The sequence below is a fragment of the Cupriavidus sp. 22TCCZM04-2 genome (assembly GCF_057798895.1).
Map to the genome: position 1 here is coordinate 35,896 of NZ_JBYOJS010000017.1, position 17,626 is coordinate 53,521.

The 17,626-nt window shown below is 68.2% G+C and carries 14 protein-coding genes; 4 read left to right on the top strand and 10 right to left on the bottom strand.

What is annotated here, in order from left to right; translation table 11 throughout:
* Positions 1 to 2 precede the first annotated feature (2 nt).
* The 9 genes from AC3FKG_RS22435 to AC3FKG_RS22475 all read right to left on the bottom strand — a co-directional run bounded on the left by AC3FKG_RS22435 (position 3) and on the right by AC3FKG_RS22475 (position 9,245).
* Complete coding sequence (locus tag AC3FKG_RS22435) at positions 3 to 899, bottom strand: 2-hydroxy-3-oxopropionate reductase (RefSeq protein WP_488744154.1); 897 nt, start codon at positions 897 to 899, stop codon at positions 3 to 5.
* A 101-nt stretch (positions 900 to 1,000) separates the two neighbouring features.
* Entirely contained in the window at positions 1,001 to 1,276 is a 276-nt protein-coding gene (locus tag AC3FKG_RS22440) for a CppA family protein (protein ID WP_483732523.1), read from the bottom strand.
* A gap of 111 nt (positions 1,277 to 1,387) precedes the next feature.
* Positions 1,388 to 3,487 carry an acetate--CoA ligase family protein gene (locus AC3FKG_RS22445; RefSeq protein ID WP_488744155.1) on the bottom strand — a complete coding sequence of 700 codons (2,100 nt, stop codon included), beginning with the start codon at positions 3,485 to 3,487 and terminating at the stop codon, positions 1,388 to 1,390.
* A gap of 26 nt (positions 3,488 to 3,513) precedes the next feature.
* The gene (locus AC3FKG_RS22450) at positions 3,514 to 4,452 is read right to left on the bottom strand and encodes a tripartite tricarboxylate transporter substrate binding protein (protein ID WP_488744156.1); all 939 of its coding nucleotides are present in this window, start codon (positions 4,450 to 4,452) and stop codon (positions 3,514 to 3,516) included.
* A 123-nt stretch (positions 4,453 to 4,575) separates the two neighbouring features.
* Entirely contained in the window at positions 4,576 to 4,929 is a 354-nt protein-coding gene (locus AC3FKG_RS22455) for a Zn-ribbon domain-containing OB-fold protein (protein WP_483711878.1), read from the bottom strand.
* Entirely contained in the window at positions 4,926 to 6,071 is a 1,146-nt protein-coding gene (locus AC3FKG_RS22460) for a thiolase family protein (RefSeq protein WP_488744157.1), read from the bottom strand. Before AC3FKG_RS22460 ends, AC3FKG_RS22455 begins: the two co-directional genes overlap by 4 nt.
* Before the next feature lies 1 nt (position 6,072).
* On the bottom strand, positions 6,073 to 7,314 hold the full coding sequence (locus AC3FKG_RS22465) for an ABC transporter substrate-binding protein (protein ID WP_488744158.1): 1,242 nt from the start codon (positions 7,312 to 7,314) through the stop codon (positions 6,073 to 6,075).
* 49 nt (positions 7,315 to 7,363) lie between these two features.
* Positions 7,364 to 8,425 carry a cyclase family protein gene (locus AC3FKG_RS22470; protein ID WP_483711875.1) on the bottom strand — a complete coding sequence of 354 codons (1,062 nt, stop codon included), beginning with the start codon at positions 8,423 to 8,425 and terminating at the stop codon, positions 7,364 to 7,366.
* 1 nt (position 8,426) lies between these two features.
* Entirely contained in the window at positions 8,427 to 9,245 is an 819-nt protein-coding gene (locus tag AC3FKG_RS22475; RefSeq protein WP_488744159.1) for an IclR family transcriptional regulator, read from the bottom strand.
* A gap of 263 nt (positions 9,246 to 9,508) precedes the next feature.
* Between AC3FKG_RS22475 and AC3FKG_RS22480 the strand changes: the two genes are divergently transcribed.
* From AC3FKG_RS22480 to AC3FKG_RS22490, 3 genes are all read left to right on the top strand, one after another.
* The gene (locus AC3FKG_RS22480; RefSeq protein WP_488744160.1) at positions 9,509 to 11,620 is read left to right on the top strand and encodes a 3-hydroxyacyl-CoA dehydrogenase NAD-binding domain-containing protein; all 2,112 of its coding nucleotides are present in this window, start codon (positions 9,509 to 9,511) and stop codon (positions 11,618 to 11,620) included.
* A 72-nt stretch (positions 11,621 to 11,692) separates the two neighbouring features.
* A complete protein-coding gene (locus AC3FKG_RS22485; RefSeq protein WP_488744161.1) occupies positions 11,693 to 12,943 on the top strand; it encodes a CaiB/BaiF CoA transferase family protein in 1,251 nt (416 codons plus the stop codon).
* Positions 12,944 to 13,065: 122 nt separating this feature from the next.
* Entirely contained in the window at positions 13,066 to 14,043 is a 978-nt protein-coding gene (locus tag AC3FKG_RS22490) for a Bug family tripartite tricarboxylate transporter substrate binding protein (RefSeq protein WP_483711871.1), read from the top strand.
* Between the two features lie 94 nt (positions 14,044 to 14,137).
* Here AC3FKG_RS22490 and AC3FKG_RS22495 read toward each other — a convergent pair whose 3' ends face one another.
* The gene (locus AC3FKG_RS22495; protein ID WP_488744162.1) at positions 14,138 to 15,880 is read right to left on the bottom strand and encodes a sigma-54 interaction domain-containing protein; all 1,743 of its coding nucleotides are present in this window, start codon (positions 15,878 to 15,880) and stop codon (positions 14,138 to 14,140) included.
* 176 nt (positions 15,881 to 16,056) lie between these two features.
* On the opposite strand from AC3FKG_RS22495, the gene AC3FKG_RS22500 reads away from it, so the two are divergent.
* Positions 16,057 to 17,604, top strand: coding sequence for an acyl-CoA carboxylase subunit beta (locus tag AC3FKG_RS22500; RefSeq protein ID WP_488744163.1), 1,548 nt, complete (start codon positions 16,057 to 16,059; stop codon positions 17,602 to 17,604).
* Positions 17,605 to 17,626: the final 22 nt, after the last annotated feature.

Consider the following 17,626-nt stretch of genomic DNA (forward strand, 5'->3'; position numbering starts at 1 on the left):
GCTTAGCCTGCATGCGCGTCGTCCAGCGAGAACGAGGCGAGGTGTTCGATCGCCCGCACCAGCGCGGCATGGTCCCAGCCCGCGCCGCCCATGCCGACGCAGACATTGAACAGCTGCTGGCAAGAGGCCGTGGACGGCAGCCCGACGCCCAGCGTGCGCGCCGTGGACAGCGCAAGCGCCAGGTCCTTCTGGTGCAAGGCGATGCGGAAGCCCGGCTCGAACTTGCGCTGCAGCATGCGTTCGCCGTGGACTTCCAGGATGCGCGAACTGGCGAAGCCGCCCATCAGCGCTTCACGCACGCGCGCCGGGTCGGCGCCGGCGCGCGCTGCCAGCACGAGCGCTTCGCTGACAGCCTCGATAGTCAGCGCGACGATGACCTGGTTCGCAACCTTCGCTACCTGGCCGTCGCCCGCCTCGCCAACCCGCGTGATGTTCTTGCCCATAAGCTGCAGCAGCGGCAGCACGCGGTCGAAGGCGTGCTGCCGCCCGCCCGCCATGATCGACAGCGTGGCGGCACGCGCGCCCACCTCGCCGCCCGATACCGGAGCATCGACATAGTCGGCGCCGAGCGCTTCGACCTTCCTCGCAAATTCGCGCGTGGCAATGGGCGAGATCGAACTCATGTCGACCACCGTCGCACCGCGGGACAGGCCGGCAGCCACGCCGTTCTGCCCGAACAGCACGCGTTCCACGTCGGGCGTGTCGGGCAGCATCAGGATCACGACTTCAGACTGGCGCGCGACGTCGGTGCCATTGGCGCAGGCGTGCATGCCCGCATCCTGCAGCGCCTGCGGCACGCCGCTGCGGCTGTGCGCGAACACGGTGTGGCTGCCTTGCAGCAGGTGCTGCGCCATGGGAGTGCCCATCACGCCCAGGCCGATAAAGCCGATCTTGCTCATGTTCTTGTCCGGTGGGTTGCCATGGCCCGGCTGCGCGGCCCGCGCCGCATGCAGCGTCGTGATTGATCATAGTCACTGCAGAGCCACCACAAACAGCCGGATCAGCGGGCGGCGCCAGCCGGTGCCGCAAGGATGGCGCGAATGCGCGCCAGGTACTGGTCGCCGACCGCGCGGTGCGTGCGCGCCGCTTCCTGGGCGAACTCCCGGCGCGAGGGCGGCCGGATGCCGAGGCTGCGGCAGATGGTGGACAGATAAGGCTTGCGGGCGCCTGCCAGCCGGCCCGCCGCGGACTGGAGCGCGGCATCGCCGATGCGCGCGCGCAGCCACGCCAGCACTTGACGGTCATAGTCGTTCTGGACGCGGATCAGATGTTCCATGGGGCCTCCTCATACTGTTCATCCATACAGGTACTGTAAATATATACAGTAATCCGATGGAGGCAAGGAGAATGTTCGGATGCCGCCTGGGAACGCCGGATCCACAGATCCTTAAAGTGCGGAGGGTTCCACCTCGATCAACGCGTCCACGACCACCACGCCATCGGCGTTCACCATCACCGGATTGAGGTCAACCGACCGGATCGCGCCGCCAGCCTTTTGAACCAGCTCTCCGACCTGCACTGCCAACCGGCACAGCGCGGCGATATCCACCGCCGGTTCGCCGCGCACGCCGTGCAGCAGCGGCGCGGTGCGCAGCGTAGCCAGCGCCCGGGCCACGTCCGCCTGCTGGCAGGGCGCGAGCAGCACGGCGGTGTCGCGCAGCACCTCGACGTACTTGCCGCCGTCGCCCACCACCAGCACCGCGCCGAATACCGGGTCCCAGTGCGCGCCGATCATGCATTCGCGCTGGCCGCGCGACATGCGCGCGACCACCACGCCCTCGCAGGTGGCGCCCATGGCCTGCAGCGTGCGAGTCTGGGCCGTGAAGGCGCTGGCCACCGATTCCGGGTCGTTGCAGTGCAGGGCCACCAGCCCGTGCTCGCTCTTGTGCGGCACCTGCGGGGAACTGGCCTTGACCGCCACCGGGCCGCCGATGCGTTGCCAGGCCGCGACCGCGGCATCCACGTCGTGGCAGACGTAGTGTTCGACCACCGGCATGCCGGCGGCTGCCAGCCGGGCGAGGCTGCCGGCCTCGCTCAGCGTCCCGCCGGCTCCGGCGCTTGCCTGCCGCGCGGGAACCGCCGGCAGCCGGGGCTCGCCCTCGGCGGCGATCTGGCGCAGGCGCTGCTGGTGCGATACCAGTTGCGAGAAGGCGGCTAGCGCTTCGGTGGTGTTGGCGTAGGTCGGCAAGCCGGCTTCGCGGAAGACATCGGCCACGGGCTGCTGCCAGACCGCGACTGCGATGGGCTTGCCGGCGGTGTCGGCAAACGCGGCGGCGTCGCGTGCAAAGCGCGGCACATCGTAGCCCATGCCGGAGACGGGAATGTCGAGCAGGAACAGGTCGGCAGCTGGATCGCTTGCCACCACGGGCAGCACTTCGCCGAACAGTGCGCTGTTGGAGAGCAGCGCCGCAGTGACATCGACCGGGTTTGTGGTCGTGGCAAAGCCGGGCAGGCGTTGGGCGAGCGCGGCCCGCGTGGCCTCGGACAGCGGCGCGAGCGTCAGTCCGAAAGTCTGTGCCGCGTCGGCGGCCATGACGCAGCTCGCGCCCGAGTTGCTCACCACCACCAGCCGTTGCCCGCCGGTATCCCAGCCACGCAGGTACAGCGGCGCGCAGCGCGCCAGTGCGTGCGCATCATTCACGCGCCAGATGCCGTGGCGGTCCAGGAAGGCGTCGACCGCGCGGTCTTCGTTGGCGATGGCGCCCGTGTGCGACGCCGCGGCGCGCTGGCCGTCCCGCGAGCGGCCGGCCTTGACCGCCACGATGGGCACGTTGCGGGCCCGCGCCACGCGCGCGGCTTCGGCCAGCACCTCGGGATCGGCCAGGCTTTCCAGGTACAGCAGCACCAGCCGCACGCCGGGATCCTGTGCGACGGACAGCGCCAGTTCGCTGACCGTGACGTCGGCCTGGTTGCCGGTGGCGTGCATATGGCGCACGCCGATGCCCTGGCCGCGCAGCAGCCCGTAGACCATGGCCGCCACGCCGCCGCTCTGGCTGACGACCGCTACCGGCCCGTCTTGCGGCGCCACCTCGATGAACATGGTGGAGAAACTCGCGATGGCGCCGCTGCCAAAGTTGGCCAGCCCCTGGCTGTTCGGACCCACCAGCCGCAGGCCGCTGGCGCGCGCGGCGCGCACCATCTCGTCCTGCTGGCGGCGGCCTTCGGCGCCGGCCTCGCCAAAGCCGGATGCGATCACGATGGCCGCCGCCACGCCGAGCCGCGCGCAGTCACGCACGGCCTGCACCGCGGCCTCGCCGGCGACGATGATGATGGCCAGTTCGGGAACTTCCGGCAGCGCGTCGAGCGACGGGTAGGCACGCAGGCCCTGGAGGGAGTCGCGCTGCGGATTGACGGGGTAGAGCGTGCCGGCGTAGCCGTGCGTCTTCATGTAATGGATGGGCCGGCCGCCGATCTTGTGGATATTGTCGGAGGCGCCGATCACCGCAATCGAGCGTGGGGAGAGCAGGGACTGGAGTGGGGCGGTCATGAGCAAGGCGTGCGAGTTGAGAGAGATCAGTCGATCGTGGCGCCCGAGGTCTTCACGACCCTGGCCCACTTGTCGATTTCCTGCCCGATAAAGCGGACGGTGGCCGGGGAATCGGTCCATTCGGCGGCGAAGCCCTGCGTGGCGAAGCGCGCGCGCACGTCCGGGTCCTGCAGGACGGCCTTGAGCGCGCCGTTGAGCGCGCCCAGGACAGCGGGCGGCGTGCCGGCCGGGGCCAGCAGCGCGTTCCATGCGCTGGCCTCGTAGCCGGGCAGGCCGGCCTGCGCGATGGTCGGCGTGTCGGGCGCGGCCGGCGAGCGCGTGGCGCCCGTGATGGCGAGCGCCTTGAGCTTGCCATCGCGCACGAACGGCATGGCCGACAGCATGGTGTCGAACATCACGGTGGCCTGGCCACCCATCACGTGGGTCAGCGCGGGGGCGCTGCCCTTGTAAGGCACGTGCGTCATGTGGATGCCCGCCATGCTGTTGAACAATTCCGCGGCGAGATGGGTGGACTGGCCGTTGCCGGAACTGGCAAACGTGACCTGTCCCGGCCGGGCTTTGGCCAGCGCGATCAGCTCGGCCACGCTGGTGGCGGGGGTGGCCGGTGCGGTCACCAGCACCAGCGGGCCCCGCGTGAGCAGGCTGACCGGCGCGAAGTCCTTGCGCGTGTCGTAGCCGGGCTTGCTGAACAGCGTCATGTTGATGGCGTGCGCGGTCGTGGCGACCAGCAGCGTGTAGCCGTCAGGCGCGGCCTTGGCCACGGCTTCGGCGCCGATATTGCCGCCGGCGCCGGGGCGGTTCTCCACCACCAGCGGCTGGCCCAGCTTCTCGGACAGCTTCTGTCCGACCACGCGGGCGACGATATCGGTCGGCCCGCCCGGCGGATAGGGCACCACCAGCCGGATCGGCTTGTTGGGGAACGACTGTGCCTGCGCGGCCGGCAAGGCCGTGGCGGACAGGGCCATACAGGAAATCAGGGCGAGCGTGTGCCGCCGGGATCGATTCGGTGCCAAAGGTCACTCCGGTTGTGGATGCCGGCCGGGACGGACAGGCGCTGCCGGCAAGGCGCCAGAGGCGGCGCTGGTTCGCTATTCGCGCCGGAAACGCAGCAGCGTGCCTTCGCCGAAGCGCAGGAAGCCGGCCCGCACCCGCTCGCCGATCGCTACGCCGGGCTCGGCATGGCCCATCACGCGCGGGCCTTCGTCGAGCGTGGCCAGCACCAGCGTGTAAGGCGCTAGCGCACGGAACGCTTCGTCTGGCGCACGGCTGATCTCGGTCACGGCGTGGACTGTCGCCAGTCCCCCGGCATCGCGCCAGCGCAGGTGCAGCCCGCCGCAGGCACGGCATGCATGGCGCTCCAGCGGCTGCCATGCGCCGCAGTCGTCGCAGCACTGGTAGCGCACCACGCCGGCATCGAGGCCCGCTGTGTAGGGATGGGTCATGGCAAGGCCTCCAGTACCAAGCTGACGTGGGATGACAGCACACCGCCATCGGCATGGAACAATGCGCGCCGGCGCGTGCCGGCCTGGCGCTCGCCGGCACGGCCGGCGAGCTGCCGCGCGGCTTCGGCCAGGTGCATCAGGCCACCGGCCACGCCCGAGTGCCCGAAGGCCAGCAAGCCGCCGTGCGTATTGAGCGCCAGCGGGCCGCCGCCACCGAAATCGCCCGCACGCAGCCGCGCCTGCGCTTGCCCGCGTTCGGCCAGGCCAAGTTCTTCCAGCAACATGACCAGCGTGATGGTGAACGAGTCGTAGATCGCGAGGTAGTCGATGCTCTCTACGCCGCCGCCTGCCTCGGCAAACGCGCGCCGCGCAGCGTCGGCGGCGCCGGTCAGCTTGACATCGTCGATGGCGCTCAGATGCTGGTGCCGATGCGCTTGCCCCGCGCCCGCGATGCGCACCGGCGTGCCGGGTCCAGGCTCGGCGGACACGACCACGGCGACCGCGCCGTCGGAGATCGGGCAGCAATCCGACAGGCGCAGCGGCGTGGCGATCGCGCGCGCTGCACGCGCGTCAGCCAGCGACAGCGGTTCGCGCAAGTGCGCATCGGGGTGGCTTGCGGCGTGTTCGCGCATCAGCACGGCAAAGCCCGACAGCGCATCGGCATCCATGCCAGCTTCATGCAGGTAGCGCGAGGCCAGCAACGCGTAGTAGGCCGGCACCGAAGCGCCGTTGGGCACCTCGACGTGCGGTTCGCCGACCTGCGCCAGCGTCTGGATCGACTGGTCGCGGCTCTGGCCGCTGAGCCGGTTTTCGCCGGCCACGACGAGCACGTGGCGGCAGCGGCCGGCGCGCACCAGCTCATGCGCGAGCATCGCCATCACGCCGCCGGTGGCGCCGCCCGCGGCCACGCCGTGCGCATAGGCCGGCGTCAGCGACGCGTACTCGCAGAAGCGGTCGGCCAGCATCAGGTGCGGCAGCGTGGTGGCATAGCCGCACAGCACACCGTCGATGTCGGCGCGTGCCAGCCCGCTATCGGCCAGCGCGGCATCCGCGGCCTGGGCCATCAGCGTCAGCGGCGTGCTGCCCTCCAGGCGGCCGAAGCGCGTGTTGCCGGTGCCGCGAATGTAGCTTATGCCGGCCATATCAGCGCTTGAGCAGCGGGCATTGCGACTTCGATACCGGCATGAAGGCCTGGTCTCCCGGCACCGTTGCCAGCACCTTGTAGTAATCCCACGGATATTTCGATTCTGCCGGGCTCTTCACCTCAAACAGGTACATGTCGTGAATCATGCGGCCGTCTTCGCGGATGCGGCCGTTCTTCGCAAAGAAGTCGTTGATCGGCATGGACTTCATCTTCTTCATCACCGCGGCGGTTTCGTCGGTGCCCGCGGCCTGCACGGCTTTGAGGTAATGCATGACCGACGAATAGGCGCCCGCCTGGCTCATGTTCGGCATCTTCTTCACCTTCTCGAAGTAGCGCCGCGACCATGCCCGCGTGGCGTCGTTCATGTCCCAGTAGAAGGCCTCGGTCAGCACCAGCCCGGCCGCCGTCTTCAGGCCGATCGCATGGATGTCGTTGATGTACAGCAGCAAGCCGGCCATGCGCTGCGCGCCGTTGCGGGTCAGGCCGAATTCCGAGGCGGCCTTGATCGCGTTGACGGTGTCGCCGCCCGCATTGGCCAGGCCTACCACCTGCGCCTTGCTGGCCTGCGCCTGCAGCAGGTAGGACGCAAAGTCGCTCGCGCCGATGGGGTGGCGCGCGGCGCCCAGCACCTTGCCGCCGGTTTCGTTGATCACGGCGGTGGCCGATTCCTGCAGCGTGTGGCCAAAGGCGTAATCGGCCGTGAGGAAGAACCAGGTCTTGCCGCCACGCTGCACCATGGCGCGCGCGGTGGTGTTGGCAAGCGCATAGGTGTCGTAGGCGTAATGCACCGACACCGGCGTGCACAGGTCGTTGGTGATGCGCTCGCTGCCCGGGCCGGAGAACACCACGATATGGTTCTTCTGCTTGGCAACGTCCAGCACGGCCAGCGCCGGCGCGGAGGCCGCCACGTCGAGGATGGCATCGACATGGCCGGTGTCGAACCATTCGCGCGCCTTGTTGGCGGCGATGTCGGCCTTGTTCTGGTGATCGACCACCACCAGTTCGATCTTCTTGCCCAGCACGTTGCCGCCGAAGTCGTCAATGGCCATCTGCGCCGCAGTGGCGCTGCCGCGGCCGGTGACATCGGCGTACAGGCCGCTCATGTCGAGCAGCATGCCGATCTTGACCACGTCGTCGGAGATCGCGGCCTTTGGCTGGGCCTGCGCGCCGGCGCAGGCAAGCGCGGCGGCCACGGCGAGCGTGCCGGCGGCCTTGCGGAACATCGAATGGCGTTGCTTCATGGGGTCTCCCTGGCTTGTCGTGCGTGTCGTACGATGTCGTGTGATGCGGTCAAACCGTGGCGATGGGCGTTACCGGCGAACCTACCGCGCCGGGCAAGCGTAGCGGCGGGGCGGTGAGCTGGAAGCGCGTGCGGCCATTGGCGCGCAACCAGTCGGCCAGTTCGCGCAGGTACCACAGCTCGCCCAGCGGCAGGCCCAGCTTGAACAGGCAGTGGTGGTGCAGCGGCAGCAGCGGGTGATGCTTGTCGCCATCGGGCGCGGGGCGGGCAGGGTAGCGCTCGACGGCGTAGTTGTCGGCGACCAGCGCCGCGATGCCGCTATCGGTGATCCATCGCAGCAGCTTCTCGTCGCGCCCGTCCAGCGCGCAGCAGCTGTGGTGCAGCACCGCTTCGTCGGGCTCGCGCTGCATCGACAGCACGATTTCGGCAAAGCCGGTGCGCAGCAGCAGCATGTCGCCGGGCTCGACCCCGGCCTTGGTTGCGTCCATGGCACGCATCAGGTCGTCGTAACCGACGTTGCGGAAATCCATGCCGAAGATGTGCGCCAGGTCCACCAGCACGCCGCGGCCCTGCATGCCGCTGACCGCGAAGTTCTCGATGCCCAGCGCCTGCGCCGCGCTGTGGTCGTGGCCGTGGCCGCACGGGTGGGCCGCGAAGTGGTCGTCCTCGGCATAGTCCATCGGGCCGACGATATGCTCGTTGGCGCGGTAGCCGTTGTAGTAGACGCGTTCGGGCCGGCCGTCGCCATCGGCATCGAACAGCGCGCCCACGTGCGCGAGCGAATCCCATTGCGTGCTGTACTGCAGGCACATCAGCACCTGGTCGTCGCTGAGCACGTCGATGGCGGCCGGATCGACCTTTGCCAGCGGAAAGTTCACGTAAGGAATATCGTCGCGGAACGTTGGCCGCAGCACCGGCGCGTGGCGGCGCGGGTTGAGCTTGTTGCCGCCCGGGTAGTCGAGCGGCAGCGACAGGCAGAAGCTGCGGCCGGCCTGCACCTCGCGCGCCCCCTTCACGACTTGCTCGGGGCCGATCAGGTTGATGCGGCCCAACTGATCGTCGGGCCCGAAATCCCCCCAGTTGGAACCTTGCGGACGTTGCTTCCAGCGCATGTCATGCCTCCTCTCGGGCGCGTGGCCGGGCGGCCGGCCGTTGTTGTTCGGTAGCGGGGTCGGCGCTCGTGAGCGGGCGCCAGTTCTGCCGGATGGCTTCGGCCTCGCGCCGCAGCGCGCGCGCCATGGCGGCTTCGCGGTCGCTGATGCGTTCATTGAGCGCGGCGATGCTGATGGCGCCAAGCGGATAGCCGTCGGGGCCCGGTAGCGCGATGGCGATCCCGCCCATGCGCTCGACCACCACGTCCAGCAGCACCGCGTAGCCGCGTTCGCGCGTGGCCTCGATATGGCCGAGCAGCATCGGACGGCTGAAACGCGGATAGCGGCGCATGGCCGGCGCGATGCCGTCGAGCACGGCCTCGACCTCCGCGTCGGGCAGGGCAGCCAGCAGCGCCAGGCTGCCGGCGCCGATGCCCAGGGGCCGGCGGCTGCCGATCTCCAGGTAATTCGCGCGGATCGGGAAGGTGCCCAGCCGCAGTTCGATGCAGACCGACTCGCAGCCGCTGGGCACGGACAGGATGGCACTATCCTCGAATGCGTTCGCCAGCCGGATCAGCGCTGGCCGGACCAGCGGGCGCAGGTCGGTGCGCTGCACGGTGGTGGCATGCATCGTCAGCCATTCCGGGCCCGGTGTGAACGCCTTGGTGGCAGGGTCGCGTTCCACCAGGCCTTCTGCCACCAGTGTCTCCAGCAGGCGCAATGCCGATGCCTTGTCGACGCCGGCGGCGTTGGCAAGGTCGGTCAGGCGGCTGTTACGGGCATCGGTCAGCGCGCGCAAAAGGCGGCAGGCCTTCTGCAGTGAAGTGCTGGGAGTGCTCACGCCGGGTTGTCTCCTGTCAGGTTTTCGTGAAATGAAACCTGTGGGAGCGGTTATAGGCCAAGGCGCCAGGCCCGTCATTCTGCGTCGCGGAAAAATTTTGCCGGTTGAAACTCCGGGCCAGTCGTTGAGGCGAGGCCGGGGCGCCACTCCATGGGCAAAACTCGTGACGTCAAATTGTATTTGACATTTTGTCAATGACCATTGGGATTGTATAGCCAGTTTAACGAGGCAAAATGCCGGGTTGACCTCAACCGGAGACAACCATGACCAACGAAGCTTCCGTCGTCCGCGCGGTTCGCCACGGCGACGTGCAGGTGATCAGCCTGTGCAATCCGCCGGTCAACGCGCTGGGCGTGGCGGTGCGCCAGGGCCTGAAGCAGGCCATAGAGCAGGCGCAAGCCGATGCCGGCGTGCGTGCCGTGCTGGTCGTGGGCGAAGGCAAGGCCTTCATCGCCGGGGCGGATATCCGCGAATTCGGCAAGCCGCCGATGCCGCCGTCGCTGCCCGAGGTCTGCAATCAGATCGAAGCGAGCGGCAAGCTGGTGGTTGCCGCCATCCATGGCCCGGCGCTCGGCGGCGGGCTGGAAGTCGCCATGTCGGCGCACTATCGCCTGGCGTTGCCGGGTGCCAAGCTCGGGCTGCCCGAAGTCAACCTGGGCCTGCTGCCCGGTGCCGGCGGCACGCAGCGCGCGCCGCGGCTGATGGGCGCCAAGGCCGCCGCCGAACTGATGCTCAGCGGCAAGCACCTGTCGGCCAAGGCCGCGCAGGCCGCCGGCCTGGTCGATCGCCTTGCTGAAGGAGATGATCCCGTGGCCGCCGGCCTGGCCTATGCCAACGAACTTCTCGAGCAGGGCGCCGCGCCGCGCCGCACGCGCGACCTGGCCGTTGCCGACAAGGCCGCCGCGCTGGCTGACCTTGACACCCTGCAGGCCGAGACCGCGAAGAAGAGCCGCGGCCTGTTCTCGCCGCTGAAGATCATCGAATGCGTGCGCGCCGCCGTGGAACTGCCGTTCGACGAGGGCGTGGCGCGCGAGCGTGCGCTGTTTGTCGAATGCCTGAACAGCCCGCAGCGCGCGGGCCTGGTCCACGCGTTCTTTGCCGAACGCGAAACCGCCAAGGTGCCCGAAGCGCGAAGCGCCGCGCCGCGCGCGCTCAACCGCGTCGCCGTGATCGGTGGCGGCACCATGGGTGCTGGCATCACCGTGGCCGCGCTTGACGCCGGCCTGCCGGTGGTGATGATCGAGCGCGACGCGGAATCCATCGCGCGCGGCCAGGCCAATGTCGAGAAGGTCTACAACGGCCTGATCGCCAAGGGCCGCATGACCGAGGAAGGCAAGGCCGCGATCCTGTCGCGCTACACGCCCAGCACGTCGTATGAAGCGATTGCCGACGTTGACCTGGTGATCGAGGCTGTGTTCGAGGACATCGAAGTCAAGAAGGCCGTGTTCCAGGAGCTGGACCGCGTGTGCAAGCCGGGCGCTGTGCTGGCCACCAATACCTCGTATCTCGATATCGACGCGATTGCGGGCAGCATCTCGCGCCCGCAGGACGTGATCGGCCTGCACTTCTTCAGCCCGGCCAACATCATGAAGCTGCTGGAGATCGTGGTGCCGGCCAAGGTCAGCCCCGACGTGGTGGTGACCGCGTTCGAACTGGCCAGGCGCATGAAGAAGATCCCGGTGCGCGCGGGCGTGTGCGACGGCTTTATCGGCAACCGCATCCTGGCGGTCTACAAGCAGGCCGCCGACTACATCATGGAAGACGGGGCGAGCCCCTACGAGATCGACGAGGCCGTGCGCGGCTTCGGCTATCCGATGGGCCCGTTCCAGGTGACCGACCTGGCCGGCGGCGATATCGGCTGGGCCACGCGCAAGCGCCGCGCCGCCACGCGCGACCCGAAGGCGCGCTACGTCGAGGTTGCCGACCGCATCTGCGAGCGCGGCTGGTTCGGCCAGAAGACCGGCCGCGGTTTCTACCTCTACCCGCAAGGCGCGCGCGTCGGCCAGCCCGATCCGGAAGTGCTCGCCATCGTCGATGCCGAGCGCCAGAAGAAGGGCATCGTGCCGCGCAAGTTCACGGCCGAAGAAATCATGCGCCGCTATATGGCAGCGATGGTCAACGAAGGCGCCAAGGTGGTGGAAGAGGGCATCGCGCTGCGTCCGCTCGACGTCGACGTGACGTTCCTGTCCGGCTACGGCTTCCCGCGTTTCCGCGGCGGCCCGATGCAGTACGCCGACATGGTCGGCCTGCCGAAGATCCTGGAAGATATCCGGACCTTCGCCAAGGAAGACCCGCTGTTCTGGAAGCCGGCGCCGCTGCTGGAAAAGCTGGTGTCGGAAGGCAAGGATTTCGCCAGCCTGAACCAGGCGCGCTGAGCCCTGCGCTGGCCACTGTAGTTCATTGCGACGCGGCCAACCTTGCCACGTCGCAGCCCATGGAGACGAGCAATGCAAACTACGACGGAACAATCCCAGGGCATCGACTTCCCGCTGGAAGGGGTCCGTGTGCTGGACCTGTCGCGCGTATTCGCGGGGCCGCTGTGCGGCCAGGTCCTGGCCGACTTCGGCGCCGAGGTAGTCAAGGTCGAACACCCGGGCCGCGGCGACGACACGCGCGACTGGGGCATGCGCATCGGCAAGACCGAGACCACGTACTTCAACAGCATGAACCGCAACAAGCGGTCCATCACGCTGGACCTGCAGAGCAAGGAAGGCGTGCAGATCGTCTACGACCTGCTGCCGCAGTTCGACGTGGTCATCCACAACTTCAAGACCGGCGGCGCCGAGAAGCTGGGCCTGGGCTATGAGCAGCTCAAGGCAATCAAGCCCGAGCTGATCTATTGCGCGGTGTCCGGCTACAACAGCAGCGGCCCCGAGGCCAAGCGCCCCGGCTACGACCTGGTGATCCAGGGCGAGGCCGGCCTGATGGCGCTCAACGGAGAAGCCGACACGCCGCCGCTGAAGTTCGGCGTGGCCGTGGTGGACCTCATGACCGGCATGTACGCCGCCCAGGCCGTGCTGGCGGCGCTCTTCCGCCGCGAGCGCAAGGGCAAGGGCCAGCTCATCGAGATGGCGCTGTATGACTGTGGCCTGATGGTCACCGGCTACTACGGCCTGGATGCCATGCTGCTTGGGCGCGACCCGGCGCGCTACGGCAATGCCCATCCGTCCATCGTGCCATACGGCATGTTCGAGTCCGCCGACGGCCCGCTGATCATCGCCGTAGGCAACAACAGCCAGTTCGACAAGTTCTGCCGCCAGGTGATCGATCGCCCGGACATCGTCGAGGATCCGCGCTACGCGACCAATGTCGAGCGGGCGAGGAACCGCGAGACGCTGACCCCGTTGATCACCGGCCTGATCCGCAGCTTTGCGCGCGACCTGCTGCTCGAACGCATGACGGCCTGCGGCATCCCGTGCGGCAAGGTGGCCGGCCTGCACGAGGCGCTGACCAGCGAGCGGACCCGCCAGGGCGGCCTGCTGCGCGAAATGCCGCATCCGGTGGCGGGCAGCACGCATGTGTTCGCGCCGCCGTACCGCATCGACGGCCAGCGCTTGCCGATCCGCAGCGCGCCGCCCACGCTGGGCGAAGGCACGCGCGCCGTGCTGCAGAACCTGCTGCAGCTGAGCGACGCGCAACTGCAGGACTTGCAGGCGCGCGGCGTGCTGACGCTGCCGGAAGCACCGGGCAACGCCTGATCACTCGGGCCGCGTGGACGTCATGAGCGTCGGCGCGATCCAGGCCTGGCAAGGGGGCCCAATGGAGACCTTGCACTGACTCAAACTGGAAGAACAAAGTGCGCATTCAACATCTCACCCGTATGGTCCATTCCCGCCGTCGTGTCATCCTGGCACTGGCCGCAGCGCCGCTGCTGATCAGCAGCGCGTTCGCGCAGGCGTGGCCGGCCAAGCCGATCAAGCTCGTCGTGCCGTTCCCGCCGGGCGGCCCGACGGACACCGCGTCGCGCATCGTCGGCCTGAAGCTGGGCGAGGCCCTGAAGCAGCCCGTGATCGTGGAGAACCGCGCCGGCGCATCGGGATCCATCGCGGCCGCGCAGGTGGCCAAGAGCCCTGCCGATGGCTACACGTTCATGATGCTGGCCACGCCGACGCTGCTGGCCCCGTACCTGTACAAGAAGGCCGGCTACGACACCACCAAGGACTTCACGCCGGTGGCCACGGTCTATGACCTGCCCATCGTGGTCGTGGTGAATCCCACGCTGCTGCCCAACGTGACCGACCTGTCGAAGCTGATCGCGCAAGCCAAGGCCCAGCCCGGCAAGCTCAACTACACCAGCTCGGGCGCCGGCAGCTTCGGCCACCTGAGCATGGAACTGCTCAAGCAGATGGGCGGCTTTGAGATGCAGCACGTGCCGTACAAGGGCGGCGTGCCCGCGATCAGCGACACCATCGGCGGCCAGGTGCCGATCATGTACGCCGACCTCGTCGCCGCGCTGCCGCATATCCAGGCCGGCAAGCTGCGCGCCATCGCGGTCGGTTCGCCGCAGCGCGTGGCCATGCTGCCGGACGTCAAGACGATCGCCGAGCAGGGCTTCAAGGGCTATGACGCGGTGTCGTGGGGCGGCCTGTTGGCGCCTCCGGGTACGCCGAAGGACATCGTGGACCGCGTCTCGACCGAAGTCGGCAAGATCCTGGCGGACAAGGATGTCCAGGACAAGCTGCTGAAGGCCGGCGCTATCGCCAGCTATCAGAATCCGGCGCAGATGGGGCAGCGTATCCGCCAGGATTACGCCAAGTGGGGCAAGGTGATCCGCGAGAAGGGGATCGCGGTCGAGTAAGGGGTGTTGGGGGTGTCATTACCAACACCCTCAAAATACCCGCATGTTTGCCCCCTCTCCCACGCAGTGGGAGAGGGCAGAAACCCGTCAGCCTTCACCGCCCCGGCCCGCGCTCCAGAATCTTGTACAGATGCGAGCGCGAGATCCGCAGTTGCTCGGCGGCACGCTTCTTGTTGCCGCCATGGCGCGCAATCGCGTCAACCACAGCCGCATAGGCAAGCTCGCTCATGCCCCCAGTCGCCTCGTTCACCGGCAACGTCGCCGCTGAGGCAGGCACGCCAATTGCGTCAGCATCTTCATGCGGATACGCCCGCGCCAGCGGATGCACCGCCGCATCGCTCTCCACACCCGCCAGCCCGCGCGCCGCTTCGCCGCGCGCAAAATCCACGACGCGCAGCGTGCGGCCGTCGCAGAACACCAGCGCTTCCTCGATGCGCTGGCGCAACTGACGCACGTTGCCGGGCCAGGGCTGGCCCGCGAGATGCCGCGCCACATCGAGATCGATCTTCGGCAAAGGCACGCCGTTGCGCGCGCAGAACGCGCTGACGAAATGCTGCAGCAACGCGGGAATGTCCTCTCGCCGCTGGCGTAGCGCAGGAATGCGCAGCACCACGCCGCTAAGCCGATAGTAAAGATCGAGCCGGAACCGTCCCGCATCGATCAGCGCGGGCACATCGCGATTGGTGGCCGAGATCAGCCGGAAATCCACTCGCTGCGCGCGGCGGCTGCCGAGACGTTCGACCATATGGTCTTCCAGCACGCGCAGCAGCTTGACCTGCATCTCCATCGGGATGTCCGCGACCTCATCGAGGAAAACAGTGCCGCCGGCCGCGAGTTCGAGCTTGCCGGCCTGTCCCTGGCGATGGCTTCCGGTGAAGGCGCCTGGCGCGTGGCCGAACAGTTCTGATTCGATCAGCGTGGCGGGCAGCGCCGCCAGGTTGAGGCTGACCAGCGGGCGTTCGCCCACCGGTTCGCGTCCGGCACCGTGGATGGCGTTTGCCACGAGCTCCTTGCCCGTGCCGCTTTCGCCGAGGATCAGCACCGGCACGTCGAGCCGTGCCACGGTCTGGATCTCGCGGCGCAGGCGCTGCATCGGCGCGCTTTCGCCGATCAGGCCCAGCGCCGGCTGCGTGTCGCGCAGGCCGTCCAGTTCGCGCTGATAGCGTGCGACCTGCGAGCGCAGTTCGGACAGCTCGTCGTGCATGCGGACCATGGCCTCCGGACCCTTGAACAGGACCTGGCCGATGGCCCCGACCACCTCGCCGTCCTGCCGGATCGGAATGCGGTTGACCACGCGCGTGATGCCGTTCATCTGCTGCAGCTGCCCGATCTCCGCCTTGCCGCTCGCCGCCACCTGCGGCAGCCGCGAATTCGGGATGACCCTGGCGGCCGGGCGCCCGATGCCTTCACCGGCGTCCAGACCCAGGAACTTCTCGTGTACGGGACTGATGAAGCGCACGCGGCCGTCCCGGTCTGCCACGGTGATGGCCTGGTAGGGGTCGGTCAGGAAGTGGTCGAGGATCGCGCTGGCGAAAGGCACCGTGCCAAGGAAGTCGAACAGAACCGCGTGCGTGTCCGCGCGGTGCAGCAGGATCAACTGATTGCCGCCGTCCTCCAGGCACAGGCCGATGTAGCGGTGCTCCCCTGCTTCCACCGGGAACAACCGGCGCCCATGAGCACGATCCGTGGCCCGGTCACAGGCGGTCTCGGCGGCATCGGCCGTGGCGGAGTCGGCACAGACGCCGACCGCTGCGACACGTACACCATCCGAACCGCGAACCACGGCGCCAAGCGCACGGGCGGCTGAGGTTGTCCCTTGTGTTGCTGTTGAGGACATGGGTTGTCTCCGCGTGTGTCCTCACTGCGGACACATTCTGTCTTTGTAGCGGACATCTTAGATGCCATGAAGAAAATCCTCAATGAAATCAAGACGAGCCGGAGTGTCTTCAACATGGCACGGGTCGTGCGGTAGTGAACGCGACACATCCATCTTGAAGACCCCCGGAGACAACCGTGACCTGGCAACCCGAAATCGACGAACTGGCCTACCGCCGGCGGCTTGCCGAGCGCATGGGCGGCGAAGACAAGGTCGCGCGCCACCGCGAGGCCGGCAAGTTGACTGTGCGGGAGCGCATCGCCCGGATCGCCGATGAAGGATCGTTCCGCGAGGTCGGCGGCCTCAGCGGCAGCGGCCGCTATGACAGCAATGGCCGGCTTGTGGACCTTGTGCCCTCCAACCTGGTTATGGGCCGCGCGCAGGTCGGCCGACGGCCGGTCGTGCTGGTCGGCGACGATTTCACCGTGCGCGGCGGCGCCAATGACGGCGCGGTGGGAGACAAGCTGATCCACGCCGAGAAGATGGCGCATGACCTGCGCCTGCCGATGATCCGGCTGGTCGACGGCACCGGCGGTGGCGGCTCGGTGCGCAATATCGAGATCAAGGGCCATACGCTGATCCCCACCATGAAGGTCTGGCAACACGTGGTGCAGAACATGTCCGTGGTGCCGGTGGTGTCGCTGGCGCTCGGATCGGTCGCGGGCATGGGCGCGGCACGCGTTGCCGCCAGCCATTACTCGGTGATGGTCAGGGAGACCTCGCAGCTCTTTACCGAAGGCCCACCCGTGGTGGCGCGTATCGGCCAGCAGCTCACCAAGGGCGAGCTGGGCGGCAGCCATATCCACACGCGCAATGGCGTGGTGGATGACGAAGTCGCCAGCGAGCAGGAGGCTTTCGAACACGCACGCCGCTTCCTGTCCTACCTGCCAGCGTCGGTCCATGAATTGCCGCCGCGCACCCAGTCCACCGATGATGCCGCGCGCCGCGACGAGTGGCTGCTTGCCGCCATTCCGCGCGATGGCCGTGCCGTCTACAAGATCCGCCCGATCGTGCAGGCGCTGGTGGACGACGGCTCCTTCTTCGAGACCGGCCGGCAGTGGGGCTGCGCCATCGTGACCGGTCTGGCGCGGCTGGACGGCTGGCCCGTGGCGGTGATCGCCAGCGACCCGTACTTCCACGGCGGTGGCTGGGACAGCGCCACCGCCGAGAAATTCACGCGCTTCGTCGACCTGGCGCAGACCTTCCACCTTCCCGTGGTCAACCTGGTTGATACCGCCGGCTTCCAGATCGGCCTGGAAGCGGAGCAGGCCGGGACCATGCGCCATGGCGTGCGCGCGCTGGCCGCGGTGTACCAGGCGACCGTGCCGTGGTGCTCGGTCATCCTGCGCCGGGCGTATGGCATGTCCGCCGCCGCGCACCAGCACATGGGGCGCTTCAACTGCCGCTACGCCTGGCCTTCGGCCAACTGGGGCGCGATGCCGATCGAAGGGGGCCTTGAAGTCGCCTACAAGGCCGAGATCGAAGGCGCCGACGACCCGGTGCAGAAGCGCGCCGAGATCGAGCAGCGCGTGCGCAGCCTGACCTCCCCATTCCGCAGCGCGGAGGCCTTCGTGATCGAGGACATCATCGACCCGCGCGAAACCCGCACGCTGCTGTGCGAGTTCGCCAACCTGGCCGCGCCGCTGCGCGAAGCCGGCATCAGCCGGTTCGGCATCCGGCCCTGAGCAAGATTCACACACTGTTGGA